Annotated in this window: 22 protein-coding genes and 2 pseudogenes; 3 read left to right on the forward strand and 21 right to left on the reverse strand. The window is 57.0% G+C overall.

Features of this window, described 5'->3' with window-relative positions:
* Window positions 1-6: 6 nt before the first annotated feature.
* The 5 genes from HX830_RS26335 to HX830_RS26355 form a co-directional block, all read right to left on the reverse strand.
* Window positions 7-2,544, reverse strand: a complete 2,538-nt coding sequence (locus HX830_RS26335) for an efflux RND transporter permease subunit (protein ID WP_103499255.1) — start codon at window positions 2,542-2,544, stop codon at window positions 7-9.
* Between the two features lie 31 nt (window positions 2,545-2,575).
* Window positions 2,576-3,649, reverse strand: a complete 1,074-nt coding sequence (locus HX830_RS26340) for a WD40/YVTN/BNR-like repeat-containing protein (protein WP_177103598.1) — start codon at window positions 3,647-3,649, stop codon at window positions 2,576-2,578.
* A gap of 141 nt (window positions 3,650-3,790) precedes the next feature.
* Window positions 3,791-5,149 carry a DUF1329 domain-containing protein gene (locus HX830_RS26345; protein ID WP_103499253.1) on the reverse strand — a complete coding sequence of 453 codons (1,359 nt, stop codon included), beginning with the start codon at window positions 5,147-5,149 and terminating at the stop codon, window positions 3,791-3,793.
* A 41-nt stretch (window positions 5,150-5,190) separates the two neighbouring features.
* On the reverse strand, window positions 5,191-7,173 hold the full coding sequence (locus HX830_RS26350; RefSeq protein WP_103499252.1) for a DUF1302 domain-containing protein: 1,983 nt from the start codon (window positions 7,171-7,173) through the stop codon (window positions 5,191-5,193).
* A 129-nt stretch (window positions 7,174-7,302) separates the two neighbouring features.
* Window positions 7,303-7,869 (reverse strand): RBBP9/YdeN family alpha/beta hydrolase, encoded by a 567-nt coding sequence (locus HX830_RS26355; RefSeq protein ID WP_177103600.1) that lies wholly within the window; start codon window positions 7,867-7,869, stop codon window positions 7,303-7,305.
* A gap of 354 nt (window positions 7,870-8,223) precedes the next feature.
* Here HX830_RS26355 and HX830_RS26360 point away from each other — a divergent pair, with 354 nt between their 5' ends.
* Window positions 8,224-9,270: an AraC family transcriptional regulator gene (locus HX830_RS26360; protein ID WP_152739965.1), complete on the forward strand. Its 1,047-nt coding sequence runs from the start codon at window positions 8,224-8,226 to the stop codon at window positions 9,268-9,270.
* A gap of 137 nt (window positions 9,271-9,407) precedes the next feature.
* On the opposite strand, the gene HX830_RS26365 is transcribed toward HX830_RS26360, so the two are convergent.
* The 8 genes and pseudogenes from HX830_RS26365 to HX830_RS32215 form a co-directional block, all read right to left on the reverse strand.
* Window positions 9,408-10,418: a YeiH family protein gene (locus tag HX830_RS26365; RefSeq protein ID WP_103499249.1), complete on the reverse strand. Its 1,011-nt coding sequence runs from the start codon at window positions 10,416-10,418 to the stop codon at window positions 9,408-9,410.
* Window positions 10,415-10,741, reverse strand: a complete 327-nt coding sequence (locus tag HX830_RS26370) for a Rieske (2Fe-2S) protein (RefSeq protein WP_103499248.1) — start codon at window positions 10,739-10,741, stop codon at window positions 10,415-10,417. Before HX830_RS26370 ends, HX830_RS26365 begins: the two co-directional genes overlap by 4 nt.
* The gene (locus tag HX830_RS26375) at window positions 10,738-11,403 is read right to left on the reverse strand and encodes a DsbA family oxidoreductase (protein ID WP_177103602.1); all 666 of its coding nucleotides are present in this window, start codon (window positions 11,401-11,403) and stop codon (window positions 10,738-10,740) included. The genes HX830_RS26370 and HX830_RS26375 overlap by 4 nt, the downstream gene beginning before the upstream one ends.
* Window positions 11,400-12,728, reverse strand: coding sequence for an MFS transporter (locus HX830_RS26380; RefSeq protein ID WP_152739963.1), 1,329 nt, complete (start codon window positions 12,726-12,728; stop codon window positions 11,400-11,402). The genes HX830_RS26375 and HX830_RS26380 overlap by 4 nt, the downstream gene beginning before the upstream one ends.
* Window positions 12,729-12,821: 93 nt before the next feature.
* Window positions 12,822-13,874, reverse strand: coding sequence for a 3-keto-5-aminohexanoate cleavage protein (locus tag HX830_RS26385; RefSeq protein WP_103499245.1), 1,053 nt, complete (start codon window positions 13,872-13,874; stop codon window positions 12,822-12,824).
* Window positions 13,875-13,960: 86 nt separating this feature from the next.
* Window positions 13,961-14,809: a TauD/TfdA dioxygenase family protein gene (locus HX830_RS26390; RefSeq protein WP_103499244.1), complete on the reverse strand. Its 849-nt coding sequence runs from the start codon at window positions 14,807-14,809 to the stop codon at window positions 13,961-13,963.
* A 14-nt stretch (window positions 14,810-14,823) separates the two neighbouring features.
* Window positions 14,824-15,804, reverse strand: a complete 981-nt coding sequence (locus HX830_RS26395) for a quinone oxidoreductase family protein (RefSeq protein ID WP_103499243.1) — start codon at window positions 15,802-15,804, stop codon at window positions 14,824-14,826.
* Window positions 15,805-16,135: 331 nt separating this feature from the next.
* Window positions 16,136-16,240: pseudogene (locus HX830_RS32215) on the reverse strand (NAD-dependent deacylase); the annotation flags it as partial.
* 604 nt (window positions 16,241-16,844) lie between these two features.
* Between HX830_RS32215 and HX830_RS26400 the strand changes: the two are divergent.
* Both HX830_RS26400 and HX830_RS26405 read left to right on the forward strand, forming a co-directional pair.
* Complete coding sequence (locus HX830_RS26400; RefSeq protein ID WP_103499258.1) at window positions 16,845-17,135, forward strand: type II toxin-antitoxin system ParD family antitoxin; 291 nt, start codon at window positions 16,845-16,847, stop codon at window positions 17,133-17,135.
* Window positions 17,136-17,137: 2 nt separating this feature from the next.
* Window positions 17,138-17,506: a type II toxin-antitoxin system RelE/ParE family toxin gene (locus tag HX830_RS26405; RefSeq protein ID WP_177103604.1), complete on the forward strand. Its 369-nt coding sequence runs from the start codon at window positions 17,138-17,140 to the stop codon at window positions 17,504-17,506.
* 232 nt (window positions 17,507-17,738) lie between these two features.
* Here the strand turns inward: HX830_RS26405 and HX830_RS26410 are convergent, their stop codons facing one another.
* The 8 genes and pseudogenes from HX830_RS26410 to HX830_RS26440 all read right to left on the reverse strand — a co-directional run bounded on the left by HX830_RS26410 (window position 17,739) and on the right by HX830_RS26440 (window position 25,221).
* Complete coding sequence (locus tag HX830_RS26410) at window positions 17,739-17,909, reverse strand: YhfG family protein (protein ID WP_152739960.1); 171 nt, start codon at window positions 17,907-17,909, stop codon at window positions 17,739-17,741.
* A 214-nt stretch (window positions 17,910-18,123) separates the two neighbouring features.
* Window positions 18,124-18,567 (reverse strand): hypothetical protein, encoded by a 444-nt coding sequence (locus HX830_RS26415; RefSeq protein ID WP_177103606.1) that lies wholly within the window; start codon window positions 18,565-18,567, stop codon window positions 18,124-18,126.
* A gap of 435 nt (window positions 18,568-19,002) precedes the next feature.
* Window positions 19,003-19,209: pseudogene (locus tag HX830_RS32750) on the reverse strand (IS4 family transposase); the annotation flags it as partial.
* Window positions 19,199-19,417 (reverse strand): hypothetical protein, encoded by a 219-nt coding sequence (locus HX830_RS26420; RefSeq protein WP_177103559.1) that lies wholly within the window; start codon window positions 19,415-19,417, stop codon window positions 19,199-19,201. The gene HX830_RS26420 and the pseudogene HX830_RS32750, both read right to left, overlap by 11 nt.
* Window positions 19,418-19,830: 413 nt before the next feature.
* Entirely contained in the window at window positions 19,831-20,508 is a 678-nt protein-coding gene (locus HX830_RS26425; protein ID WP_177103608.1) for a hypothetical protein, read from the reverse strand.
* Window positions 20,509-20,518: 10 nt separating this feature from the next.
* Entirely contained in the window at window positions 20,519-21,574 is a 1,056-nt protein-coding gene (locus HX830_RS26430; protein WP_177103610.1) for a hypothetical protein, read from the reverse strand.
* On the reverse strand, window positions 21,574-23,808 hold the full coding sequence (locus HX830_RS26435) for an ATP-binding protein (protein ID WP_177103620.1): 2,235 nt from the start codon (window positions 23,806-23,808) through the stop codon (window positions 21,574-21,576). The genes HX830_RS26430 and HX830_RS26435 overlap by 1 nt, the downstream gene beginning before the upstream one ends.
* A gap of 27 nt (window positions 23,809-23,835) precedes the next feature.
* Window positions 23,836-25,221, reverse strand: a complete 1,386-nt coding sequence (locus tag HX830_RS26440; protein WP_177103630.1) for an Eco57I restriction-modification methylase domain-containing protein — start codon at window positions 25,219-25,221, stop codon at window positions 23,836-23,838.
* Window positions 25,222-25,226: the final 5 nt, after the last annotated feature.

Below are 25,226 nucleotides of genomic sequence, written 5' to 3' on the forward strand. Positions count from 1 at the left end.
GTAGGCTTACTCCGCAATGGCCCGGGCGTGATCCCGGCCTGGATGTTGGCTTGGGGCGGTTTCACCGGTGTGCCCCGCAGGGGCGGCCTCCGGCACGGGATGACGATCAAGCGACTCCCCCCGCAACAGGAAATACGACAGGGCCGGAATCAGAATCAGGGCGCCGAGCATGTTCCACAGGAACATGAAGGTCAGCAGGATGCCCATGTCCGCCTGGAACTTGATCGGCGACCAGGCCCAGCACACCACGCCGGCCGCGAGGGTAATACCCACCAGGCCCACCACTCGGCCGGTAAACGCCACGGCGTTGCGGTAGGCCAGCGCCAGCGGCAGGCCCTGGCGCTGGTAGTGCAACTGCACACTGAGCAGGTACAACGCGTAATCGACACCGATCCCCACCCCCAGCGCAATCACTGGCAGGGTCGCCACCTTCACGCCAATGCCCATGACCACCATCAACGCCTCGCAGAGGATCGAGGTCAGCACCAGTGGCAACAGCGCCACCAACGTGGCGCGCCAACTGCGGAAGGTCAGCAGGCAGAACAGCGTCACCGCCGTGTAAACGTAGAGCAACATGGTGCGATTGGCCTCGCGTACCACGATGTTGGTAGCGGCTTCGATACCGGCGGTTCCGGCCGCCAGCAGGAACTGGCGATCCGGGCTGCTGTTGTCCTTGGCAAATTTGTCGGCGATGCCAACCACCGCATCCAGGGTCTGGGCCTTGTGATCCTTGAGAAAGGCAATCACCGGCATCAGCGAGCAATCGGTATTGAACAGTTCCGGGGAGTTGACCGAGGCTTGCTGCGCGGCGTAGTTCAGGACGTCCTGGTTACGCTGGATACTGTTGAGCTTGGGGTTGCCCTCATAGGTTCCAGCCGTGATCTGGCGCACGGCGTTGACCAGCGAAGCCGTTGCCTGCACCCCCGGATACTGCTGCAGCTCCCAGGCCAGGCGGTCGGCGAGGATCAGCGTCTTGTAGCTCAGGCAACCTTCGGCGGGTGTCTTGATCATCACCGCGAACAGGTCGCTGGACAGCGCGTAGTGATGGGTGATGTAGGCGTTGTCACGGTTATAGCGAGAATCGACACGCAACTCCGGCGCCCCACTTTCAAGGTCGCCGACCTTCAGGTGCAGGCTGATCAGGAAGCCGCTGATGCCCATCAGAAGAGCGATCAGGACGGCGCCCCTGGCCCATTTGACCGTGGTGAAACGGTCGAGCCAATCCCACAGTTTGCCAAAGCCCCGATGGCTGTCCGCGCGGTTGTCGATCTTCAGGGCGCGCTCTGCCGCCTTGGCGCCCACACCGACATAGGACAGCGCCACCGGCATCAGTAACAGTGAAGTAAAGATCAGCACCGCCACACCGATACTGGCGGTGATGGCCAAGTCCTTGATCACCGGTATGTCGATCACCATCAGCACGGCGAAGCCCACGGCGTCGGCCAGCAACGCGGTGACACCGGCAATGAACAGCCGGCGAAAGGTGTAGCGTGCGGCGATCAGCCGGTGGGTGCCACGGGCGATGTCCTGCATGATGCCATTCATCTTCTGCGCCGCGTGGGATACCCCGATAGCGAAGATCAGAAACGGTACCAACACCGAGTACGGGTCAATGGCATAGCCCAGCCAGGCGACGATGCCCAGTTGCCAGATCACCGCGACCAACGAGCAGCCGACCACCAGCAAGGTGCTGCGCACGCAACGGGTGTAGAGGAAAATGATGGCCAGCGAGGTGACCACGGCCAAGCCAAAGAACATCATCACCTGAATCAGACCATCGATCAGATCACCCATCAGTTTGGCGAAACCGATCACCCGGACTTTGTACGGACCCTTGCCCTCTTCTCCGGCCTTGCGCGCGGCACTGTCGCCGGCGAATTCGATCTTGTCGCGCAACTGTTCTTCGAGCATCTGCGAGAACGCTTGGTAGTTGATCGGCCGGCCGCCGGCTACCGCCTTGTCCAGCAACGGGACCACCAGCATGCTCGACTTGAAGTCACTGGCCACCAGGCTACCGACGAGGCCAGCGCGAGAGATATTCTGGCGCAACTGTTCGATCTGCTCGGGTTTGCCCTCATAGGTATCGGGCATCACCGGCCCACCCTGGAAACCGTCTTCGGTGACTTCGGTCCAGCGCACCGCCGGACTCCACAAGGATTTCATCCAGGCGCGGTCGACGCCTTCGGCGAGGAACAGTTGGTCATTGACCTGCTTGAGCACGTCCAGGTAAGCGGGGTCGAAAATGTCACCCCGGGTGTTCTCGATCACCACCCGCACCGAGTTGCCCAGGCCGCGCAGCGACTGGCGGTTCTCCAGGAAGTTCTGGATATACGGCTGGCTGCGAGGAATCATGTTCTCGAAGCTGGGACGCAGTTCCAGGCGCGTTGCGCCCATGTAGCCCAGCACCACCGTGGCCAGGGCCATCAGCAGCATGAACAACGGGCGATGATTGAACACCAGCCGTTCCAGGCGATTGCCGGAACGGCGGTCGAAGTCACGCACGTCTCGGATCACCGGCATGGTGTCTTGCTTGATAGTGCCCATGTCTGGGTTCTCGCTCTAAGGGTTCGAGGTCTTATTCTTCGGGCAATGCCTGGACACCACGGTTGCCCACCACCACCAGGACACCATTGACCGCCTGGACGGCGCCGGCCACCGGTAGCGGCACGGGCTCGCGCACCAGGCGCATGTCCGCGCCGCTCCCCTGGCTGAGCAACATCTGCCCGCCCTGGGTAAACAAGCGGTAACGACCACTGGCGTCGACAATGCCGGCGGTGATGCTGATGTGCAGGCCGCTGTCCAGCGGGATCCAACTGAGGCCGCCATCGGTGCTGCGCCACACGTTGCCGCGCAAGCCGTAGGCGAGCACTTCGCCAGGTTTGCCGAGCACACCGAAAAAACTGCCCTGATAGGGCGTCGGCACCGCGGCGAAGCGCTGACGGGTGTCATCCCACTTGAGCAACAGGCCCTGTTCCCCGGCGATATACAGCCCGTCGCCGGTGGACGCGATGGCGTTGAGGTGAAAGCCCTGGGGGTTGTCGGTGCGATCCTGGAACGGGGTCCAGGTCTGGCCACCGTCCTCGGTACGCAGGATCAGGTTGAACACACCGACCACATAGCCGAGGTTGTCGTTGGCGAACCAGACGTCGAGCAAGGGTTTGTCCGCGCCCTGCTCCACCAGCCGCTGGCCCTCGATGGCCAGCAACGGCCATTGTGGGTTACCCGGTTCGGCACGGGCCAATGCCCCATAGTGCTCGACCAGCAAGGCGCCGATCTGGCGACCGTCCAGTTGCTTGTGCCAGGTCGCGCCGGCGTCGCTGCTGTGCAAGACCACGCCGTCGTTGCCCACCGCCCAGCCCTGCCGTGCAGACGGGAAGTTCACCGCGCTGAGATCGGCGCTCACCGGCACCGCGGCTTGCTGCCAGTGTTTGCCGGAATCGTCGGAATAGAGAATGTGGCCACGCTGCCCGACCGTAACCAAGCGCAGACCGGCGCGCGCCACGCCCAACAACGGGCTGCTGAGCGCCAGAGGGCTGGCTCGGGCCGGCAGATCCAGCACATCGACGTAAGCGCCCGCCTGGGCCACGCCCTGCAACAGCACAAACAGCGCGCCCAGGGCCAGTTGCAGGTATTTTTTACACGAACACATACCGCGTCCTCTTCGAAAAGCTGCGCAGGAACACACAACCGTGCAGTCCGACGTTCAAACTTCGCCGCCCAGACGAACAACCACGCACCAGCCCACTGCCTTGTCAGCAGTGGCCCGGAAGGACGTGTTGTCGTCGTGCGCTTAGCGAATGCCGCTACCGGCCAGCGACTCCGGCGACCACTGCGCCTTGGAGAGCGGCTCGATGTACTTGATACCGCCGTAGGGCCCTACCACACCGTTGATGTTGTAGGAGCCGCCGACCAGGTCATAGATCATGAAGGGCGTGGAGTCCGGGATCTGCTTGTCATAGCTTTGGCTGAGGAACGCAAAGGAGCCACGGTACAACTGGCCGCGGGCGTCGTACTCGTCGGAAGCCAGAGCGGTCCAGCTGTCTTCATCCAGGTAGAAGCGACGCTTCTGGTAGATGTGCCGAGCGCCGGCCTTGAGGGTGCCCTCCACCACCCAGACCCGGTGCTTTTCCCAGCGCACATAGTCGGGGGCCAGGTGATTGGCGGTGGTCAGTGACTTGGGGTCCTGGGCGTAGGTCAGCTTGTAGGTGTTGTAGGGCACGATCATTTCCTGCTTGCCCACCAGCTTCCAGTCGTAACGATCCAATGCACCGTTGAACACAAAGACATCGTCATAGGTGCCCGCACCAGCGGTGCCAGGGTTAGGCGTGTCGTAGGCCAGATCCGGCGCCAGCTTGACCCGGCGCTGGCCTGGCAGGTACTGCCAGCCGCGGCGTGGCTGTTGCAACGGGTTGGCGGCGTCCTTGAGCATCACGGCCTCGCCGGCCCGGCGTGCGGGCCCGGTGTAAGACAGCTTCATCTGGTAATACACGTCGGTGCTGCCGATCGGCTTCTCCAGGTTTTCGTAGATCGGATAGGAGATGAACGCTTGCCCGGTGATGGCCAGGCTCGCAACGCCGGCGGAATCGACGTTCCAGGAGTCGTACTTGGAGCTGATGCTGACCCCCTGATAACGCAGCAGGAAGTTCCACATGGCCTCATTGCCCGTCTGTGGAATCGGAAACGGCACGCCGGGCAGCACGTTATCGATGGCCAACCCGCCTTCCAGGGACTTGGCCCCAGTGGCATTTTTCACACCGTTATCCAGCACGGCCTTGGGTAGCGTGACGGTACGGTGGGTCGGATAGACATTGATATGGAAGGTCGGGAAACGTTTGGCCAGTTCGGCGCTGGTCGCCGTGAGTTCACCCTTGTACTGATCGACATTCTTGCCATCAATCACCAGCAGCGGCTTTTCATCGGCAAAGGGATCCGGACGCATACTGTCACCGGTCTTGAAACTGGCCGGCGGGGTACTCAGGCCGCCCGAATAGGCGGGTATGGAGCCGTCGGCATTCGCGGCTTTTTCAGCGCCGACCAAGGTCAGGCTGCTGCCCAGTTTGGCGGCCTCCTGAGCCGAAACAGCGGCCTGTGCCTGAGCGGCGACGGCCATGGCCAGTGAAACGGCCAGCAATGTACGCACGAATTTCATCTTGTTGTTCTCCTGCCAGCGTGACTGGGGCCATACGTGAATCAAAAGGTGGTTTTCATCGTCAGATACACGGCGCCACGGTCTGCGGTGGTTGCGCCGCCTCCGGAAAAGGCCGAGTAACCGCCGGCATAACAGGCGTAGTTCTGGTTGCCGCTGAAGGCGTTCGGTGTCGAGCCGTTACCGCTACCGGCAGCAGCCGCGCCGCTACTCACGCCACTGACGTCGCACTTGTCGGTCTTGCCAAAGGAGTCCACGTACTTGAGGTCGACAAAGTATTTGTTGTACACAACGGCACCGAAACCGACGGCATAGTTGCCAGTGTCCTTGGCTCCTCCACCGGACACCGGCGACACACCGGCGATGCCGGCGTTGATGGACAACGGCATGTTCAAGTCGACACCGGGTAACACCTGATACCAGGTCGGGGTGAAGTTGACGGCGATGCCCCAGTTGTCCCGGGTCGGCGCATCGATACCGCGATAGCTGGCCTGGCCCTTGTAGAGCGCCGCATTCTTGCTATCGAGTTTGAGCAGGTTGCTGTAGTACAGCTCGGAGAGCAGGGTCGCCGAATCGAACAGCGACGTTTTGGGCAGGGTCATCAGACCGTTGAGCGTCCAGTGCAACGTGTCACCGGTGGCGCTCATACTGTCGCCGTTGCTCGGTGTGTCATAGATCACCCCCGTCGCGGCCGTGCGCGCCGGCAGCAGGCCCAGGCCGGCCCCCAGACCATTGGGACTGGTGGAGCTGACAATCGCCGGGATACTGGCCAGAGGCATGTTGTGACGGATGCTCAGGTCCGAACCCACGCTCACACCGTCTATCTCCTTGGACAGGCTCAGGCCGAAGATATGGATGTCGTCGGCATAGGCCAGTTGATAGGTGCTGGTGCTCAAGGAGTTGAGAACGTTGACGACCGGGCTCGGCGACGGCCCTTTCGAGGTGATGCCGCGAGCATCGAGCCAGGCCTGGGGCAGGATGTCCGAGGTCTTGCGATAGTAGAGCCCCAGCGTACCGTCCAGCCACTTAGGCGACCACTTGGCCATCACCCCCCAGTCGCCCATGTTGCTCGGCGTCAAGTCAGTCCCGCGACGCACATTGGTCAGTCCGTTACACGGCGCCAGGCCGCAGTTCGTCGGGGTGCCCACCGGAGCGTTGGTGTTGCCCAGCAGGAACGACTGCGCACCGGACCCGACCAGATCGGAACCGCCATAGAAAGTCCCGGCTTCCGGCAGGCGGGCGGCATCCCAGTGGAGGAAATACTGGGCGCCGACCGTCAACTCGGGATTGACGGTGAACGACATCGACAGCTGGTTACGCGGAACGAACAGCTCCTTGGCTTCGGTACCGGGCGAGGCCGCCAGCTTCGCCAGGTCCAGGCCCGACTGGCCATAGCTCATCGAATGCACCGGGTTGAGCACCGTCTCGCCCCAGAACACGTTGTGCTGACCCGCTTTAACACTCAGCAGGGACTCTTCGCCCACGTCAGTGCTATAGAACACGAAGGCATCCAGGATTTCGCCGGAAGGACCGGTGTAGTAACGCTGGGCGTAGTTGCTCAGGTTCGAACTGCCATTGCCGACGCCCTTGACCCCCGTAGGCCGTGGATCGTTGGCCACCAGGCCGGACGTTGAGCCATTGCCGTTGACGAACGGATTGGCAGTGGAGCCGACATTTTCATAGGCCCGGTCATACCAACTGGCGGTACTGACACGAAAGCCCATACTGTTCTTGTAGACCACATCCATCTCGGTCAACAGGTCGACACGATCGGTGACCGTGCTCCCGGCCTTGCGGAAGTTGTAGTCGCCATCGTTGTTGTTCGGCGTGCCCAACATACGCTTGTCGGCGTTTTCGGTGCGCACCCCGTAGTTGTATTTGACCGTGTTATCCAGACGCGCGCTCCAGTCCGGGTTACCCGTGTCCAGCTCCATCGCCTGGGCCGTCGGCAGGGCCGTGGCCAGAATGGCCGAGGCCAGCAAGGTGTACCGCGAGGGTGCGAACCCGAGACGCTTGTTGTTATGCATTGCGTTGTCTCCGCCATTTTGTAGTTGTTTTAAGCGCAGCCGCCCTCACGCAACCCCTTGTGCCAGAGGCCAACGTTTTTCAGGAATGAGGGCAAATGCCGGTTGGCGTGGGGCCAGCCGGCGCCTGAATTAGCGATCCAGCTCCAGGACCAGGGCTTCGGCCTGCGGCCAGGGGCCAAAACCTGCCGCTGGATTGAGATGACCCACCGCGCCGAAGTTGCGCAGTTCGGCGCCCCAGCCTGCAGCCAGGCCGGTGACGGCCGAGAGGCTGGCCAGGTGATCGTTGCTGCTGGCGGCGACGATCGCCGGGAACGGCAACGGGCCTTGGGGTAGAGGATTCCAACCCTGGCGACGCAGGGTTTCAGAGCAAGGGTAGCCTTGCGGCCAGTCGGCATCGAGATCCGGTGGCGCGACCAGCAAGGCGCCCTTGATCGGGCGGGTGTACTGAGCCGCCCAGTGGGCAACCATCAACACGCCGGCGCTGTGGGCCACCAGGATCACCGGCCCGTCGATCTGCTCCAGTTCGTACTGGATCGCCCGCACACGCGCCGCGCAGTCGAGCTTGTCGGTTTCCAGCGGCGGCACACTGCGCACCTTGCAGAGCCTGGCGGCCAGCAGCGTTTGCCAATGCTCGGCCACGTGCTCGCGCAGGCCCGGTACGATCAGAACGGTTGCGGCAGTTAGCAGTCTGTCCACTTCAACACCTTCGCTTTCTCGATGACTCGACTGGCTCTATCGCCAGAGGCTTTTTGTAGGACTGACATTAAAGAGCGCCCACCCCTGCCGCTTTTCATTGGACGTCAGGCACTTTTCTTTTGATGACAGATTTCCCGGCGCGGGCGTGCCGCGACCACCGGTCTCAAGACCCGGCGAGCGGGTCGCGGGTTGCCGTAATCATTGAGTGAAGGGCTCGGGCTCCCGTCAGTCGCGGTGATCCGGGACTGAAGGGGGTGCGTTTCATCAACTTTGTTACAACTGTTCAAGTTCCGACGCGCTGGATATAGTCGACAGGCTCGTTTCCATCGCCACCGGCCCAGGAAAGACCTCTGCATGCCAAAGCTTGTTCGCGCCGCCGTCTTGACCAACTACCTGGAGGTCACCCAATACCTGGGCTTCAACCCGCGCGATGTGCTGGCCGGCGTCGGCCTGAGCAAGGCCCAACTGCAAGCGCCCGAACAGCGTATCGCCATCGATGCCGCCGTGCGCCTGCTGGAAGACTCGGCCGCCGCCAGCGGCTGCCAGAACTTCGGCCTGAGCATGGCGGAATCGCGCCAGCTCTCGGACTTTGGTGTGGTCAGCCTGCTGCTCAGCCACCAACGCACGCTGCGTGAGGCCCTGCAGGTGGTGGTGCATTACCGGCACTTGATGAACGATTCGCTGGCCATCTTTATTGAAGAGGCCGGCAAGATGGTGATCATTCGCGAGGAGGTGGTCACCGAATCGCCGATGCCCTCCCGGCAAGCCATCGAGCTGGCCATCGGCGTGATGTTCCGTCTATGTGCCGCGGTGCTCGGCACCCACTGGCGCCCCTACAGCGTCAACTTCACCCACCAGCCCCCCGATGACCTGCACCTGCATCGTCGTCTGTTCGGCTGCACCCTGGAATTTGGCAGCGAGTTCAATGGCATTGTCTGTTCCAATGCCAGCCTCGACATGACCAATCCCCATGCCGATCCGGCCATGGCCCGTTATGCGCAAAGCTACCTCGACTCGCTGCTCGGCCACGAAGGCCCGTCGATGCTGTTCGAAGTGCGCAAGGCGATCTACCTGTTGTTGCCGATGGGCCGCGCCACCATCGAGCAGATCGCCCAGACCCAGGGCATGAACGTAAGGACCCTGCAACGTCGCCTGAAGGACGACGGCTGCGCCTTCAACGACCTGATCAACGACGTACGCCGCGACCTGGTGCTGCGCTACCTGGATAACCCGAACTACTCGCTGGGACGGATCGCCGACATGCTCGGTTATTCCATGGCAAGCTCCTTCACTCGCTGGTTCATCACCCAGTTCGGCATGCCACCCGCCGCCTGGCGCAGCACGCAAAAGCAGGCTGGCGGCAAACTCTCGAGCGACTCCACGCCGCCCAGATCCTCCTGAACGCGAGGCAAAAAAAACGGCGACTGCTGGTACAGTCGCCGCGAAAGAACCGGTGTGTGTGTGACACCGGTCGAGCACCCTGCGACGACGAGGTATCAACGCAGTGCCGCCTGGCCAGCAAGCACGTACAGCCGCGCTTAAAAGCCCCAGTGCAGCAATAGCAGCACCAGCACAGCCAGGAATACCGTCTCTCCCACCATCAACAGAATGGGCTTGATGCCGACAGCGGCCAGTTCCTTGAGCTGAGTTTTCATCCCCAGGGCGCTGATGGACACCACCAGGCTCCAGCGCGACAGCTCATTGACCGCGCCCTGCACCACCGGAACTACCCAGCCAGTACTGTTGAGACAGGCCAGCAGCACAAAACCGACAGCGAACCACGGAAGCAGCGGTGGGCGCTTGCCCGTCGGGTCGGCGCCCTGCATGCGGGTGACCATCGCCCCAGCGACGATCACCGGCACCAGCATGGCCACCCGCATCAGCTTGACCACCGTCGCCGTATCGCCGGTCTCGGTCGACATGCTGTAACCCGCACCGACCACCTGAGCCACATCGTGGATGGTCGCGCCAAGGAACACGCCGGCCAGTTTCGGTGACAGCGACAGCCAATTGGCGATCATCGGGTAGAGGATCATCGCCGTGGTGGACAATGCCGATACCCCGATCACGGTGAACAGCGTGGCACGCTCCTTCTGCGGATGATTGGGCAGCGCCGCCGCCAGGGCCAGCGCCGCCGACGCACCACAGATCGCGGTGGCGCCTCCCGTGAGCAGGCCGAACAAGCGCTGAAAGCCCAGTGCCTTAGCCGCCACCACCGAGACGCCAATCGTCACCACCACCAGAATCACCACCAGGGCCACGGGCTTCCAGCCCAGCGCGGCAATCTGTTCAAGGGTGATACGCATGCCCAGCAGCGCGACCCCCATGCGTAACACGGTGCGTGCGGTGAACTCGATACCGGCCTTACAGGCCCCCTCACCGGCCAGGAAATTCAGCGCCATGCCCAGCAGCAAGGCAAACAACATCACCGGTGCTCCGTAATGCTCGGACAAGAACGACGCCGCCGCCGCAACGATCAGGCTGATCACAAGACCGGGCACCAACTCACGCGTTCGGCTGTGCATACGGGTAAAAGCGATGGCGCTCATGGCGCGGTCTCCTCGGAAACGATGACGATAAATGCCTGGCCTTCAATGACTTCGACCGGGTAGTGGGCGACTTTGAGCAGGGTTGAATTAAGCAGGTAGCCACTACGCAGATCGAAGCGCAGTCCATGGGCGCAGCACTGAATCACCCGGCCCTCAAGGCGTCCGCCGCACAGCGAGGCACCCTGATGGGGGCAACTGTCATCGATGGCGAACAGCTCACCGTCGATGTTGAACAGCGCCAGACTTTTCTCCTCAAATTCCACCAGCGCACGACCACCCACCTGCGGGAGTTTTCCGGCAGGCACCGGGACACGCCTGCTCATACGGTTTGCCACGCGCGCCGGTTTTCCTGAAGGGCTTCGCCCATGACACCCACCAGCACCTCGGCAGGCTGGGCACCGACCGTCGTCAGGCAACCATTGAACTGAAAACTGGGCACACCGCTGGACGCCGCCGCGTCATTGCCTGAAAAGGGACTGGCGTCCCCTTTCAGACAGTCCGCCAATTCGTCCATGTCGTAACCACACGCTTGACCGATGGCGAGCAAGGTCTGCGGGCAACCCAGGTCCTCGCCAAACCGGAAATAGGCGGCGAACAGACGCTCCAGCAACGCGTCGCGTCGAACGCTATCGCCCAGCGCGCTGGCACGCGCCAGCAAGCGATGGGCATCGGCGGTATTGGGCATGATGGCGATGCGACTCAGGTCAATGGCCGCCCCCACCGCCATCGCGGCCCGTTGCACCTGGAGCTGACGCAGACTCACCGCTTCGTCACTGCCCAGGCGCTGGCGATAAAACTCGGCGAAGGGTTCGCCCTGCACCGGCAGGTGTGGCAATAACTGCACCCCATGCCACTGCGTGGTGATTTCCACCCCCGGTTGCTGGAGGCGCAACAGGTCCTGCGCACGATCCAGTTGACGTTTGCCGATCAGGCACCAGGGGCAGATGAAATCGAAAAACACATCAATACGTAAATGACTACTCACACCTTCACCCCTGATGTCGCTTCACTTTCCAAATCGTCGGCACGCTCGCCGGCCAGCCGGGCGATATCCTTGTGGTAATGGCACTTGGCATAAAAAAACACCGCCGCCGCCGCGATGCTCACCAGGGGCACCCACTGGAACGCGGCATGTAAGCCGATCACATCAGACAGCTTGCCGGTGATGAACGGCCCGGGCGCCAACCCCAGCAGGTTGTTGGCCAAGGTCAGCGTGGCAAAGGCCGTTCCATGGACCGAATAGTGGGTCAGGTTGGCGACCATCGCCCCGGCCGGGCCCGTGGTACCGGCGGCCATCAGCATGCCCAGGCAGATCAACAGCAGTTGCGCAGGCCCCGCCGACAAGGCGAACGCCGCTGACAGCAGCAGGCAACTGCCCAGGCAGTAAGCGATGGCCAGGGCCACCTTGCGCTCCGGGCAGTGGCGACACAGGCGGTCGCTGAGCATGCCGCACAGAATCATCCCTGCGCCGCTGCACAGCACGATGATCGCCGCGACGCCACCGGCCTTGTCCGTGGCCATGGCGTAATACCGATTGAGGTAGCTGGGCATCCACACAATCACAGTGCCGCCGACGAACAGTTGCAGGCCGCTGCCGACATAGGCCGCGATCACCGAGCGGCTGGAACACAGCGTGCTCAGCGGACGCTTGACCGCCGCCGCGGCCTTGTTCACGGCCAGGCTCGCGCGTTGCGGGGCAATGCGCGCTTCGCGGACGATGATCGGGTAAAGCACCGCCAGCAGCAGGCCGAACAACGCCATGCCGGCGAACGACCAGCGCCAGCCCAGCTTGGCGGCGATGGCCCCGCCCAGGGCCATGCCCAATACCGAACCGAACATGCCACCCGCCATGAAGGCACTGGCCAGGGTTGCCCGCAGATGCTTGGGAAACACCGAAATCACCACGGCAATGCCAACGCTGCCGTAGGCCGCCTCGCCGACACCCACCATGAAGCGGGCGATAAACATCTGCGGGTAATCCTGGGCCAAGCCACAGCCCAGGGTCGCCAGGCTCCACAGCAAGGCCATCAGCGCCAGACTCTTGACCCGACCGAAGCGATCCGCCAGCAACGAGAGAGGGAATGTCAGCAGGCCGACCATCAGGGCGACAACGCCACTGAGCAGGCCGAGCTGGCCGTCGCTCAGGGCCCACTCCCCCTTGAGCAGGGGGAATACCGCGTTCAGGACCTGGCGCGACATGTAATCGGAAATCAACAAGCCGAACGTCAGTGCAAAAACGATCCAGGCATAGGTGCGCGTAACGCCGACGCCACTGCAGTCGTCATCGGCGGCGATTGGGTGAAAGGCCATGCAGCCTCCTCGAAACTCGGTTTTATTTGTTGTTATCGAGCGTGTTGCAAGGCACTCAACGGAAGGCCCTCGGCCTCCCGTCCAGGCTGCCGGTCAGCCGCGTTGCGGTACACCCTTTTGTCCAGCCTTGCGGTTGGGCGCCATGCCGTTGGCCAACAGGGTTTCTTCGATGCTCTGGTACTGCACACCGATACGGTAGATCTCACGGGCTTGTTTGCCCGTGGCGATGTCACGCCCCAGTTCATGGGCGATGCGCACGGTCTGCTGGATCTGCTGCACCGAGCTGAAGCGCTGGCCGTGGTGATCGATGATGGTGTCTTCAATGCCCACTCGCGGGTGCATGCCCATGGCCATTGCCATGGTGTTGAACGGCAGCACGTTCTTGAGCAGCGATTCGGAGGTCAAGGTGCAGCCGTCCGGCGCGCGGTGGACAAAGTTGAAGAAGTTGAACGGATTGGGCCCGTCGAAACCACCGCCAATGCCGATCCAGGTCAGGTTCAACGGCCCCATGTAGGCGCCCTTGCGCACCAGACGCTCAAGCGTCTCCATGGCATGCATGCCGGTCAGTTGAAAATGCGGCTGCACACCCGCCGCCATCAGTCGACGCAGGTGCTCCGCGACCCAGGCCGGCCCCGCAGGCACGGTCATCTCGCTGTAGGCCGCCTGATAGGCCGGGTTGGCCAGGGAGGTGCCTTCCAGGTATTCCGGATACAGCAGCTCCATGATGTTCATCTGGGTGGTGTTGATGGCCACCGTGACCTGGTCCGGTTTCGGCGTCAGCTCGGCCAGCATATGACGGGTATCATCAGACAGCCACTTGGCGGCTTCACCATCGCTTTCGGGCGCGAAGGAAATCGAACCGCCGACCTGGATGATCATGTCCGGTACGGCTTCGCGCACGCCGGCGATCAATTCGTTGAACTTGGACAGGCGCTTGGAACCCTTGCCGTCCAGCTCGCGCACATGCAGGTGCAAGACCGTGGCGCCAGCTTCATAACAATCGACCGCCTTCTGCACTTGCTCATCCATGGTCAGCGGGATGTCTTCGGGAAAGTCTTCCGGCATCCACTCCGGGCCATAGGGGGCCACGGTGATGACCACCTTTTCCATGTTTTCCGGGTGCAGGGAATCGTCGAAGAATTGCATGAGTTACTCCTATTATTATGATTGTCCGCCTGCCCGGGGTCATACCGGGCAGGCGTGTCTGCGAGTGCGAATGCAGCGGCGGTCGATCAGAACGTCTTGTCGCCGATAATCCCGGCACGCTCCATCTTGCGATGGCACGGCGGGTAATCCATGACGGCGTAGTGCTGGGTACTGCGGTTGTCCCAGATGGCGATGCTGTTGGGTGTCCAGCGCCAGCGCACCTGATACTCGGGGATATAGGCCTGGCTGATCAGGTAGCGCAGCAACTCGCCGGCCCCTGGATTGGCGTCCTGGCCGAAGCGCACCCGCTCAGGGGTGTGGTAGTTGCTGAAGTGGGTGGTAAAGGCGTTGACGAACAACACCTTTTCGCCGGTTTCCGGATGGGTGCGGACCACCGGGTGCTCGGCATCCGGGTACATCGCCTTGAGCGCCAGGCGTTTTTCGATCGGCATGGCCGCGCCGAAGCTGGCTTCGATGCTGTGGCGGGCACGCAGGTCGGCAATCTTCGCCTTCACGTCATCCGGCAAGCGGGCATAGGCCTCCACCATGTTGGCCCACATGGTGTCACCGCCGACCGGCGGACACTCCACACACCGCAGCACACAGCCCATTGGTGGGGCCTCGCGCCAGGTGGCATCGGTGTGCCAGGCGTTCTCGTAGCGGTCGCTTGGCTGATCCGGGCTCTTGTAGATGCGTACCAGCCCCGGATGATCCGGGTCGCTGCCGGCCACCGGATGATCCTCCAGCTCGCCGAAGCGACGGGCGAAGGCCACATGCTCGGCACGCGTAATGTTCTGGTCACGCAGGAACACCACCCGATGCTTGAGCAACTGGGCACGAATCTCGGCAAACAGCCCCTCGTCATGCAAAGCATCGGCGAGGTTGACACCGATCAGCTGCGCACCGATGTTGCAGGTCAATTGTTCGACTTTCATGGAAGGCGGCCCCCCTAGATGACGAAGATCGATGAACCAGTGGTCTTGCGTGACTCCAGGTCACGATGGGCCTGTACGGCATCCTGCAAAGCATAGTGCTGGTTGATCTCTATCTTGATTCGACCGCTGCCAACGTGGTCGAACAGCTCGCCAGCCAGAGCGGCTTTTTCCGCCGGGTCGGCGATGTAGTCTGCCAGCGCCGGGCGGGTCAGGAACAGCGAGCCCTTCATCGCCAGCAGTACCGGATCGAAGGCCGGGATCGGACCGGATGCCGTGCCGACGCAAACCATCAGGCCGCGACGCTTGAGCGAATCCAGGGAGCCCATGAACGTGTTCTTGCCGACACTGTCGAACACCACGTTGACCCCGACGCCGCCGGTCAATTCACGAACGCGCGGGGCGACGTCTTCATGGCTGTAGTTGATGACATGATCGCAACCATGGGCCCGGGCGACTTCCGCCTTGGCCTCGGTGGACACGGTGCCGATCACGGTCAGGCCAAGCAGCTTGGCCCACTGTGAAACGATCAGGCCCACACCACCGGCGGCGGCATGCAGCAAAATACTGTCGCCGGCCTTGAAGTCGTAGATACGACGCATCAGGTACGACGCCGTCAGGCCGCGCATGGTCATGGCCGCAGCCGTCTCGAAACTGATGGTTTCCGGTAGCTTGATCAGCGGCGCAGCCGAGATCAGTCGTTCGGTGCTGTAGGCCCCCAGGGTGTTGAGAAAACCGGTGTAGGTAACGCGATCCCCCACCTGCACATGGGTGACACCCTCACCGACGGCCTGCACGACACCCGAAGCTTCAACCCCTATACCGTTGGGCATCGGGATCGGGTAGGTGCCGTTGCGAAAGTAGGTGTCGGCATAGTTCAGACCGACCGCCACATGACGAAGACGAACCTGGCCTGGACCAGGTTCGCCCACTTCGACGTCCTCATAACGAAGGACTTCGGGACCTCCGGTTTCGTGGAAGCGTATGGCTTTGGCCATGTTTTCTTATTCTCCAGTCTGCAATATTGGCGTGCTGCGTCGATTTACGCTGATTGGACTGTAGGACTCCGGCATGCGCACCGCTTCTCATCAGACGACAATGGCTTTTCATTTGATGACAATTTTAGCGGGCAGGTATGCGCTATTCGCAGGGCAGCGTGTGAAGGGAGGGGCTTGGCGTATCACGGCGCGAATTGCGCTCCAGGTCCTGGCGCTCATCGCGAAGCACTGCCTCACCATCGAGTGTCGGCGACCGGATGGGGCTCGAGCCCTACCTCGACGGTGACGTACAGGAAGGTTGTGCAGCAAGGACCTTGGCACGTCGCCACTAATACCAACCCCACACCAAGGGAGGGTCATTGCGGAACGCCTGAGCAGTAGCCAGTACAGCGGGGTCGAAATTCTCCCACAGACCGGTCAAGGCATCGCGAAATGTGCACACCTTCCTCGGCAAAAACCGAACAGATGATCAGGAAGGCTCCCACGCTGGTTGTGGAAGCAGATTTGTAGTCCTCTTCCCCGTTCTATAGCTACACCAACGACCTGAAAAAGCTTGTAGCAGTTGGGGTTTTGACAGCTCCCGGCGGCCTTATTCATTGTGTTGGGGCATACCGCTGACGTTGTCAGCAACATGCCCATGTAGCTTGGATCCGGGAAGCTACGATGCGCCATTGCGCATTGATCCTCCCCCCAGGTCGCAACGCTTCTCCGAGTTCTGTTTCTTAAATCTGGGGGAGCAGCTATGCCCAACATCTGCTGCAACGGGTTTCCACAACGCCTTCCTTACTCCGCCAGCGCAGAAGCTGACAAACGTGCCCTGACCCAAACGGTGTATCCCCCGACAGGAGTGGCCTTTGAGGTCCGCTCCCTGCCCTCCATCCATGATCAGGCAGGGCCATTTTCCGTTTTCCATCCATCACCCTGACAAATCCTGCAAGAGGCCCTCCAGCATGAATTCCAGACTCAAACTAGGCATGAGCCAATGCGATGGCATAATATGCCAACATCCGCAGCAGCGTTATTTGTTCCTGGAGCACAACATGGCTACGCGAAATGTCGTTCTCACTGATCACATGGACCAGGTCATCAACGACCTGGTTGTCTCCGGCCGATACCAGAACGCCAGCGAAGTCATGCGCGAAGGGCTTCGTCTGCTGGAGCAGCGTGAAGCTGAAGAACTGGCCAAGCTCGATGCTTTGCGTCATGCCACTTCAGCAGGACTGATGGACCTGGAGCGGGGTCGTTTCATCGAGATTGGCGGTGACCAGTTGGGAGAGCTTCTGGCTGACATCGGCGAACGAGCTGCCCTCACCCCTACCAAGAACCGTTGAGCATGGGGAAGTACCGTCTCTCTCATACGGCCCTCAGTGATATCGAGGATGTTCTAAGGTACTCCCACATACAGTTTGGCTCACCTGCCAGGGTCAGGTACCAAGCGCTTATACGCGCAGCAATCGAAGACCTTGCGGAAACGCCAAACAGGGTGGGTAGCAACCCTAGAGATGAACTTTCAGTGGGACTGAGAAGCTTTCATCTGACCTATGTACGCAACCAAGCTGCAACGGCCACTGGCACCGTACAGAGGCCGCGGCATATCGTTTTCTATAGATTGGCGGATGACCAGATCATTGAGATCGTTCGGATACTGCATGACGCAATGGAAGTCAGGCAGCACCTTACGCTGGAATTGAAGGGTAGTTAGCGGCGCATAGCCATGAAATACCAGCTCAGATCCCCCTATTCACCTTACAGGCCTGCGCGGGAAAGGCTTCCCCGCCGGAGCAAGTGTCCCTGCACGTTCCTGCGCATGTACCTGGAGGTTCAATCCCTTCTGCGCCTGCTACACACCAGAAGATAGGTCAGAGCCGCGATACAGCCATCCCCGTCGAAGCCTTCACCAACACCGATTGAAAACTGACCCACCCTACCAGGCATCAGGCTCTGTTCTTGGAGAAAGCCTTCAGGACCTCCTCACGCGAGGGTAGGCTTCTCTCACCATCCGCGAGGGTAGTTTTGAAGCCTTCCAGACGCAGACTGGCCGCGTAGTTCGATTGGCGAGTCTTGGCCGCATAGGCCTTCTTGGCTTCAAGACTGATAGTGCCCATACGATGGACCTCAATTGCGTTGTTCGAGCAATTAAATGTCGATCATACTGCGCAGAACCCAAGTGAGATGTGTTCGGGCAAGCAAGGTTTGATCGACCTGACAACTAGATGATCAAGCCAACCGTGTGCCAGACGTTGGCACACGGCTCTGCCCGGGCCCTTACGAAAAAGAGATCAAGCTGCCAAGTGCTTGATCTCTTTTAGCGCAACGACCTCAATCAATCGGGCGGTTATCCAACGCGGACAATAGCTGACGGGATGGGGATGCCCCCTCAAGCAGCGCATCCACCACTGCCCGCGCCACTTCCACCGAATGCAGCATGCCCCAGAACAACGCCCGCTCGACGGGGTTGGTATGCAGGCTGATTTCGTCGCCATTGAGCTCCGCCGTTTCGAGCAGATTCGAAACGTAGGTCAGGGCGTCCTGGGCGCTTACCCCGGGTTGGATGGCGAATAGTGTGGGTTTGTATGGGGCTTCGGGCGTGACGGGCTTGGAGCACGTAAACGCGAGGGTATCGAGCAAACGGGGAGTGTCTGCCGGGGCTAGTTCGGGTTCAATCGAAGGGACATCAGATACTTTACGCAGATACACGGCCCTGTCGGCAGTGCTGAGGGATTTGCGAACTGGAGGTGGATCGGGGGTTATCTTCTTGGTCATGGAGAGTCTCCTACTTAGGCAAGGGATTCATCCACTCCTGCTGCGACACAAGGGTGGCGAACTGCACGCAGGTTCGCAGACCGGTAAGTAGGAACCGGCAGGGCTAAGCCTCCTGCGCACAGCTCGCCATAACGCGAACACCAAAAAGCCGCTTTACGCGGCGCTGTGCGCCTACTTACGACCGGGCTGCGAAACCCGCATCGCTGAATTTGCAGCGACAGTCGAACAGTAGTCATCACAGCAGGCGCACGCAATATTCTCCCATGCCTGAAAGGTGTGGGAAATATTAGATTTTTTTGCGGGCAATTTCGCGCACCGATTGAGCGCTGCTGAGCTACGCCTGGAGCGACAAGGGAAAATAAATGGAAAATAAATCGGTCACCTTTTCGGTCCTAGGCATCGATCTGAGCAGCGCCACCCAGGCTCTTTCAAGGGATCAGCGCTCATTGTCTGGGTCAAAAACATGGACAGTGTTTCGATCGGAGAGAATCGCCGCTGGTGATGCTTAGGTATCGACGACTCGATACCACGCAGTAGCTCTGGATCGGTGAGCAGCTTGAAGAAAGCATGAGCATTGCTGTTCGTGACGTGCTGGCGCATACGTTGCTGTTGATGCCGGACGATTTGGCGTCTACGATTCACTCGGGCTGTGTCCTTGCTTAATCGGTGTGTGTTCGCAACTATCGCTGTAGACCAAGGCCAGCCTTTTTTCATTTTTTTGCGACCATATCAGCCAGTTAGCCGTTAAGTAAGCGCCATTCAAATACGTCCCCTTTTCGTTCAGGCGTTCATCGAAGCTGAAGTCGTTGATATCAGGCGTCGCGTGCTGTTCGCCAAGCGACTTGATCATGCAGTACCGGCGGAAGGCAAACAAACAAGCCTCCGGGCGGTGTGAGACAAGTCAAGCGCACGCCTTCATACCCCATGCCGTCAGCGACATACTGTTCGACCGCAGGTCGAGTCCGAGGGGAGAAGCCTCCCTCCAGGCCACAGTACTGAAGCGGTTACGAAGGCCTCAAGCCTAAAGCTCGAAAAACACAAAAAACATTTTTATCGTTTATAAAGTAAGCAAAACAATGATCCCACCTTCAATGCTGAGTTTTCCCACACAACACTGTAACATTAAGGATTGCGCCCACCCCTTCGGTTTGACAAACTAGCCAAGTTCAAAGAGGTGACAAAAAAGCTAAAATATCTCTAGCTCCAGTCTCGACGGATAAGGCCCTCGATATGTTGCCCCTCGCCGCATTTAAACAAAAAACATTAAACATACATTCGATGAGCCTGAAACATAGAGGAGTCACCTGAGCTTAATGGGGCCGAACGGCAATCTACTCGAGCTTTAGCATCGCTAAACAGAACATGTTTATTCGCCCACTTCAAAAAGCACTGAAATGAAGAGTGAGGTAGGTGATCCGCAAACAATGATAACACGGCTGCTGGAAATCCCATATGAACAGTAGGAATCCGAACTCTCACCATATCCTTCCAAGGCTGAATTGGTGCTTTTCTAAATTTAACCTGTTTCAATTCAGCGGAGGTAAAGTCAGTTGACCCGAACTGCGCATGAAAGATAGGATGAGCTTGGCCCGCGCCATACTCATAATCATAGTGCAAACCCAAGGTTGGATTAGCCTCTTTCTCTGCAGAATTGAAATACATAACCTGAACAACCGACTGTCTCAAAACCAGAGAGTCGACCTCATAAATTTCTTTAGATTTTAACAAAATATCTAGCTTTTTAGTCTGTTTCGTAGAACCAGAATTGCAAGGCCACTCTTTTAGATAATATGTACCAGCAACCGAAACTTGGCTAGTTCCATCATTTATCGGCGTTACTGAAACTTCGGACGAATGCACTGTCGCCCCAGCAGCTCGCGCCTGATTAACAAATTCCTGCACAAGAATTCGATACTGATCCCTCAGCTTATGAATATTCATTTCCCTTACCTTATAAACCAAGCCATGGAGCCAGCTCTTCATACGAAGCACGTGTAATTCGAGCTAAATCCGCACCTGGTGGGAACCAACTGATATCACCTACAGAGTGTTCAAAGCACACTGGCTGCTTAGTAACCATACAATAAAAACCGGCGTCTGACTCTTGATCCACACTGCACTTGCAAGTTTTTGCATTCAAACCTTGCTTTTGAACAAACTCAAAACCGTCATCACAATTTTGCTCGGCCAGCATGACATCCAGCTCTTCACGCCAAAATAAAACCTCACGAGAGTCCGAAAAAACACCTGTATACTTTGCTCTATTCCAAACTGAAGAAATCTCAGAGGACAAAAAATCGTCAAGAGCAATATTTAGATAGCTTGACGCTGCGACTGCATTAACAAAAACACCAGGATAGCGCATTAAAGAATCATACACCCAAGTGCCATATATTGCAGTCTGATGAGTTAGCCTATTGTTTTTTGGTGAAGCTAACACCTCGGCACCTATCCGCTGATCACCTGACAAGAACAGACCAATCCTATCAGAGACCTCTCTTTTCCCTATAAGGTGAGCCACCAACTCCGCAGCACTAGTTGGTCGCTCCTCAATAGGGACACTTGATAGTGATTTAAGACTCTCTCTAAGCCCCAGAAAACCGGTTGCCAAGATATCAATCTTGTGAGCTATGGCTTCGTAATTAATAGACCCTAGCAAGATTCTCCCATCACCCGCTTGATCAAGGCTTGCACCCTCAGCACCATCTAGAGCAGAGCTATAATATGCTGTAGGAATACCATTATCATGAGCAACCCTGGATATTATTGCGTCAGTAAGCCCCTGGAACTTTAACGTCTTAGAAAGATCCATATCAGAAACAATCAGAACAATATCACCATACTTGACTATTTCTTGTGCTATGCGATCACTAAAAGGTTGATCTGTGGGCTCGTTATCCGCCTCAAACAAGTGAAAACTATATGCCTGCGACTCAGGCAAATATTTAGATATAGCATCAGCATTTGATTGAGTATCTTCGAACAACAACACGACAGGCTTCTTCATTACTTATCCCTCTTAAACGGAAACGAAACCCTAAAGCAAGTTGAGTAGGGTGCTTGAGGGCCCACTAATGCGATTTTTCCATTGACCTGCTCAACCAACTGTTTCACCAAGGACAAACCGAGCCCCATTCCAGAACCTAGTGGATTATTAAGCCTAGAAGTAGTGGTGAATAACGGATCCCAAATACGAGCTGCTAAATGTTCAGGAATACCCACACCAGTATCCATTACATCTAGAAAGTGCATATGTTCGTTTGAGCCACCAGAAAATACGACTTTCATATTAATAGAAGAGGAGTCTCGTGCCAAAACCGCCTTTAATGCATTTGTATACAAATTCAGCAAAATGCCACTATATATGGTTATAGGCATGGCAGGAACATCAACTTCCCCCCCCATATTGACAAGCACCTCAACACCGTGATCGACTGCAAACTTACCAAATTTCTGAACAACCCTTAAAATTTGTGGTGCACTTTTAAATTTAACCGCCTTAAAACTGTGTGTAGCGTCAACAAAAAGCTTGGTATATTCGAGGTGCGACTTCAAAGCATCGTAGCTTTCGTTTATCAACTCAAGCTGAGGCGCTATACTCGGATGCTCTTTTGATATTTCCTCTAGAGCAACAGATACATCATGAACAGTATTAACTATTCTCGAAGCCTCATGAGTTAAAAAACCAGCGACGACACCAAGAGATCCCATGACCTCGAGCTTCTTCCGCGCCTCCCGATCGTAATCCTCAACTTCTTCAATTTTCTTTGAAAGCGCGCTATAGTCCTTAACAAGCCTGGCTTTTTCAACGACTGAAAGAGTTGGCACACTCTGAACGTATTCTATTGCGGCTTTGTACTCAGCTTTAACCTGTCGAGTCACCTCTTTGGCTAAGCGCTCCTGTTCATCGAGCAGCCTTGATTTATCTATTTTCGCAAGATATTCAATACCACCTCGAACCACATCACGCAACTGCTCAAAACCATCGGTTTTTAGGAACCCCTCTCGATCCGTTGAGGGGATAATATCCTCAACGAATCTAGTTCCCTTCCCCGTAGCTGAATGCACGGATACCGCTCCAACCAACTGATAGTTAGTTGGCAGGTTCAGCGCAGGACTAAGTGCAGGGTCTGCTTTTTCTCTAGCGCTCATCGGGAATTCAATATCTGAAACTGAAGAACGCCAGTCCCGACTGTTTATGGACGAATCAAGCCCTAGAGATAACCAATCATCGTCTTCATCCCCATAGGGCTTAACCTTAAAACCCCGATCGACAACTGAAACACCAGAATTACTTTTCACCCAGGTATAAGCCGTCCTACCGTCAACCCCTTTTTTAGAAAACAAACCTGCACGACGTGGAAAATACCGAATATCGGCATACATACCTGCCTCGATCGAATTAGGATACTTAGTTATTAGTGAGTACTCGTTATCACTCCCTAAAAACCTCACCGAGTACCTCAAGTCATCAGAGGTCAGATCTATCGTCAAAGAAGCCCAAGCGTTATCTAGAACATATTTAGCAACATCGACTACAGAGGTATCGTCATCCCCGGGCAATTCAACTTTAAAGCCTGGATCTTGGTTAACCTCACTTTTAACACTAGTAAATCTCCCTCGACTCAAACCAGACATCGGGGATACGATACTCAGAACACTCGAGCGAAATCTGGGATTTTGGGCAAAATCCCCCCCTCGCCGCAACCCTTTAATAGACAGAGTTGTACCATTTTTCAAATCATCGGGAGCTTTGAAAAGTCGGAAAGGTATCGACGTATTAGTCAAACTTAAATTTTCATCTATTTCATGCCAGTCAAATACTGCAACTAGCCGAGTCTTACACCCCCTCAGAGGGTCATAGGCGACAGTGTCTACTCTCAGCTTTGCACCTAAAAAACGAACCGCGAATCTACCGATCCCTTTTTGACCTGTTAGATCTCGCTCATACTTCCTAGAAACTCTCTGCTCTGACTTACCAGATGTTGCAATTGTCATCCAACGCTTCTCGAACTCTTCCTTAGTCATTCCATGACCATTATCAGAAACGCTCAATATCTGCCTTCCTGGAGCAAAGCCAATCTCACAGGTAGTAGCATCTGCGTCATATGCGTTCTTAATCAGCTCGACAAGAGCGACTTCTGGCTGCGCGACTAACCGCTCTCCCAGCTCTTGTAGCAGTCTAGCCTCAGCTTTAAAAGCTAAGTGCCCGCGACTCAACCCCTGAACCTTTTCCGCCATATGACGCATTCCTTTGATAAGAGTAAATTAATTTTCCAAGGCTTGCTGTATGAACGCATTCATCTGATTTACTTCTATTTTTGTAAAGCCACGAGAAACGGCAACAATATTTTTTTCAAGATCAGCACTCTTGATAGCTCGAGCTAGCTTTGCAGCCACCCTCTTATTCCTTGTATATATACCACAAACCGCACCAACATTAACCACACCAAGTTCATTCTTAAGAACCTTTGTAGTTCGCCCCCTAAAGCCAGAACTATATAACAAACTTGGAATTTTCGGCCTAGAATACTTCCACCAAACCGGCCTTTTTCTACAAGTATAATTATCTCTAATCTGCATAGGTACACTATCTAGATAACGCCGCAAAGACTCACTTTCTGTTCCTGCAGGGGAAATAAGCCAGCAACGTTTCCCAGAGCCAACATAATTCAACTCGAAGCTCACCCGATCTAAACATTCCATATTGTTTGAAATATGCCTCAAGGTAGTTATGCAGGGTATAACATCCTCACCTTCTCGAAGATCATGCAAAGCTCGCTCTGACTCAGTCAATACAAACACCGACTGCCCTCCAGGGCTAAATCCCCGCTGAGCAAACACTTGAGAGTCTCTGATCACATAGGGCAATGTAGCTTGATCAGCATAATCCTCATCAAACAATGACTTGATAGCCCCTTGAGCATCTATTAAAAAGTGATGAACTTCTCCGCTAGAGGCGTGTTTATCTATAACAGTGACTGACCCCGTGGTTAGTACACGAGGAAATGGATCATTTTCAAATTTATAAATATCGAGAGTCCAACCTTTTTCCTTTATGTACTCACGAAGCTGCTTATTGACAGGCCTAGCAGTCCACTCCGATGGAATTAACAAAACCACCACTCCGTCGGATCGAGTAACTATGAGACTCAACCACAAAAAATATATATAAGCATTAGATAGCCCACTGGGCTTAACCCCTACCTGTTCCTCTATCCAATCAGCAATATTAGAGCGCCATTCATCACTTATATCATGATGCCTGACATAAGGTGGATTTCCAATACTAAGATCATATTTTTCTGGAACCGCCCCAGAAAATGCGCACGCCCGCTCTATCGAAGCGTTACTAGGCAACCCTTTTTGCTCCACGCGATGCTGATCAATTTCAAAACCACAGTAACTATCAAACATACCTTTTGTAGAAAACCGACCATCACCTGCACCAGCATCGATAACTTTACCAAATCTAGCACGATATCGATGAGCTATTTTCCATACAATATCGACCACATCTATAGGCGTATCTACCTGACCTCGAATCAAATATTCCGCATTCTCGACCAAGCCATATCCATCGACACTACCCTCTTTTAGTTTCGATGTTAACTCCGTAACAACGGAGACTTCTATAGAATTCTGGAGCGACATTTATC

Source organism: Pseudomonas gingeri (genome assembly GCF_013385425.1).
GTDB classification, from domain to species: domain Bacteria; phylum Pseudomonadota; class Gammaproteobacteria; order Pseudomonadales; family Pseudomonadaceae; genus Aquipseudomonas; species Aquipseudomonas gingeri_D.

Coding starts and splice junctions, on each gene's coding strand:
- HX830_RS26335 (WP_103499255.1), bottom strand. CDS start 2,544: ATGGGCACTATCAAGCAAGACACCATGCCGGTGATCCGAGACGTGCGT.
- HX830_RS26340 (WP_177103598.1), bottom strand. CDS start 3,649: ATGTGTTCGTGTAAAAAATACCTGCAACTGGCCCTGGGCGCGCTGTTT.
- HX830_RS26345 (WP_103499253.1), bottom strand. CDS start 5,149: ATGAAATTCGTGCGTACATTGCTGGCCGTTTCACTGGCCATGGCCGTC.
- HX830_RS26350 (WP_103499252.1), bottom strand. CDS start 7,173: ATGCATAACAACAAGCGTCTCGGGTTCGCACCCTCGCGGTACACCTTG.
- HX830_RS26360 (WP_152739965.1), top strand. CDS start 8,224: ATGCCAAAGCTTGTTCGCGCCGCCGTCTTGACCAACTACCTGGAGGTC.
- HX830_RS26365 (WP_103499249.1), bottom strand. CDS start 10,418: ATGAGCGCCATCGCTTTTACCCGTATGCACAGCCGAACGCGTGAGTTG.
- HX830_RS26370 (WP_103499248.1), bottom strand. CDS start 10,741: ATGAGCAGGCGTGTCCCGGTGCCTGCCGGAAAACTCCCGCAGGTGGGT.
- HX830_RS26380 (WP_152739963.1), bottom strand. CDS start 12,728: ATGGCCTTTCACCCAATCGCCGCCGATGACGACTGCAGTGGCGTCGGC.
- HX830_RS26385 (WP_103499245.1), bottom strand. CDS start 13,874: ATGCAATTCTTCGACGATTCCCTGCACCCGGAAAACATGGAAAAGGTG.
- HX830_RS26390 (WP_103499244.1), bottom strand. CDS start 14,809: ATGAAAGTCGAACAATTGACCTGCAACATCGGTGCGCAGCTGATCGGT.
- HX830_RS26395 (WP_103499243.1), bottom strand. CDS start 15,804: ATGGCCAAAGCCATACGCTTCCACGAAACCGGAGGTCCCGAAGTCCTT.
- HX830_RS26400 (WP_103499258.1), top strand. CDS start 16,845: ATGGCTACGCGAAATGTCGTTCTCACTGATCACATGGACCAGGTCATC.
- HX830_RS26405 (WP_177103604.1), top strand. CDS start 17,138: ATGGGGAAGTACCGTCTCTCTCATACGGCCCTCAGTGATATCGAGGAT.
- HX830_RS26410 (WP_152739960.1), bottom strand. CDS start 17,909: ATGGGCACTATCAGTCTTGAAGCCAAGAAGGCCTATGCGGCCAAGACT.
- HX830_RS26415 (WP_177103606.1), bottom strand. CDS start 18,567: ATGACCAAGAAGATAACCCCCGATCCACCTCCAGTTCGCAAATCCCTC.
- HX830_RS26420 (WP_177103559.1), bottom strand. CDS start 19,417: ATGATCAAGTCGCTTGGCGAACAGCACGCGACGCCTGATATCAACGAC.
- HX830_RS26425 (WP_177103608.1), bottom strand. CDS start 20,508: ATGAATATTCATAAGCTGAGGGATCAGTATCGAATTCTTGTGCAGGAA.
- HX830_RS26430 (WP_177103610.1), bottom strand. CDS start 21,574: ATGAAGAAGCCTGTCGTGTTGTTGTTCGAAGATACTCAATCAAATGCT.
- HX830_RS26435 (WP_177103620.1), bottom strand. CDS start 23,808: ATGGCGGAAAAGGTTCAGGGGTTGAGTCGCGGGCACTTAGCTTTTAAA.
- HX830_RS26440 (WP_177103630.1), bottom strand. CDS start 25,221: ATGTCGCTCCAGAATTCTATAGAAGTCTCCGTTGTTACGGAGTTAACA.